Source organism: Mucilaginibacter sp. P4_G9 (assembly GCF_056400985.1).
Genome location: NZ_JBFUKF010000582.1, coordinates 1 through 2,418, shown reverse-complemented (window position 1 = coordinate 2,418; position 2,418 = coordinate 1). Strand labels below are relative to the sequence as shown.

Below are 2,418 nucleotides of genomic sequence, written 5' to 3'. Positions count from 1 at the left end.
GATGTATACAGCCAGAGTGGTAATTATACACTGGGTGATGTTTTCCTGAAGATGAATAACAAGCAAAGCGCCCGCAACGCTTTTCTTAATGCTTCAAAACTTAGCTTTGATAAGCAATTACAGGAAGATGCTTTGTATGAGTATGCCAAGCTATCGTATGAGCTCGATTTTAATACCGATGCGCTTGCTGCCACACGTTTGTACCTTAAAAACTATCCGCGCTCGCGCCGCAACGATGAAATGAAGGTATTACTGGGCGAGGAGCTTTTAAACTCCCGCAATTACAAGGAAGCGGTTGATATACTTGAACCTATCCCTAATAAATCACAAAGCGCGCAGATAGCTTATCAAAAAGTTACTTATTATCGCGGCTTGGAATTTTATAACGAGCGTGCCTTTGAAAACGCTATCGGCATTTTCCTGCGGTCGTTAAAAAACCCGGTTGATACTAAAACCGCGGCCCTTACCACTTACTGGATGGCCGAATCGATGTACGAGGTACGTAAATACACAGAATCGGTTGAAACCTTTGAGCAGTTTTTGACTATGCCAGAGGCTAAGGAAACCGATGTGGCCAACTACGCTAATTATGCCTTAGCTTATGCTGCATTTTATGGCGAGCAATATAAAAAAGCGGCTAATTACTTCGAGAAATTTTTAGCCGGCGATGTAAAAGATGTAAGTACACAAAATGATGCGATAACCCGCATTGGCGACAGCTACTTTGTTTTGAAAAGCTATGGTAAGGCATTGGATTATTACAACCGTATTATTGCCATGCACAACCAGGGCGAAGACTATGCTTTGTTTCAGCGTGGTATGATACAGGGCCTACAGGGATCGCTTGATACCAAGATAAGTACATTGAATGATGTATTGAACAAGTTCCCCAACTCTGATTATGCCGATGATGCGTCATTTGAAATAGCTTATACTTATTTCCTGAAAACAGAGGGTGACAAATCTAAAACCGATCTGCAGGCCATGATCCAGAAATATCCGCGCAGCAGCTATGTTCCGCGTGCACTGGTTACCATTGGTTTAATTGATTATAATGCTGGCAATGATGACGTGGCTGTTGAATCATTTAAAAAAGTAATACAGGATTATTCATCAACCGACGAGGCTAAGCAGGCGCTTAAACAAATAGAAAAAATATACACCGATAAGGGAGACGCCCAAACATTTATCAGCTACGCTACTACTACCCCAATTGGTAACTATACCACCGCCGATCAGGAGAACATCATGATTACCGCGGCCAATAACCTTTACTTAAAAGGCGACTGGCAAGGTACCGTAGGCGCTGTAAACGCTTATCTTGATAAATTCCCTGCAAAACAGATCTATGAAAAACAGGCAAGATTTATCAGGGCGCAAAGTTTAACCAACCTAAACAGGACACAGGAAGCCGTAGCCGATTACAATTTAATATTAAACGACTGGACAAGCGCTTACAGCGAAAAATCACTGATAAGCATGGCTAAGCTTTACATACAACAGAAAAAGTATAATGATGCTGTGGTGTTCCTGAAAAGGTTAGAGACAAACTCCGAATACAAGGCCGATTATACATTTGCCATTAATAACCTGCTGCTTTGCTATTCGGAAATGCAAATGCCCGACGATGTACTTAAATATGTAAAACTGGTTAGGGATAACGAAAAATCGGCACAGGAGGATAAATTCCGCACAGGCTTATATGCCGGTAAAGCATACCTGCAAAGAGGTGATACCACAACCGCCGTTAAGGAATTAAACTACACCGTTACCAATACCAAAACAGTAGCCGCTGCCGAAGCCAAATATAATGTGGCCCTGGTTGAGTACTTAAAAGGCAGGTACAAAACATCGCAAAAAATGTGTTTCGACCTGGCTAAAGAAATGCCAAACTATGACTACTGGGTAGCTAAAACTTATATTTTATTGGCTGATAATTATAAAGCCTTAAAGGATAATTTCCAGGCTAAGGCAACACTGCAAAGTATTATTGACAATTACAAGGCCGATGATGATATACTATCAACAGCCAAACAAAAACTGGATGCAATAAATGGAGGCAAACCAGGTAAAACTGCTGTACCTGCCGTTCCTGATACTACTGAAAATAAACAGGCGCCGGCAGATACCACTAAAACTCCATCTCAAAACTAACAGGATCTCAAAGAATAATAAAAAGAAGACAAGCAATGAACTCAAGATACACCTATACGCTGCTTACCTTAATAATAGCATTATACTTTGTTCCTGCACAAGCGCAAACAAAGAAACACGCGAAAAAGGCAACCGTAAAAACAGCAGCTAAAGCAAAAACCCCTGCCAAGTCTATAAAAAAAGCACCGGCTAAACCCGTAACAAAAAAAGCAGCCGTTACCAGTGCTTCAAAAAACCTTGGAGATGCGGCAGCAAAAGTAAACC

General features: G+C 41.3%; 2 protein-coding genes. Both read left to right on the top strand.

The window, feature by feature from the left end:
• The coding region (locus tag AC1DPZ_RS25560; protein WP_477408794.1) for a tetratricopeptide repeat protein at positions 1-2,154 on the top strand (2,154 nt) is incomplete at its 5' end.
• 35 nt (positions 2,155-2,189) lie between these two features.
• The coding region (locus tag AC1DPZ_RS25555; protein ID WP_477408792.1) for a hypothetical protein at positions 2,190-2,418 on the top strand (229 nt) is incomplete at its 3' end.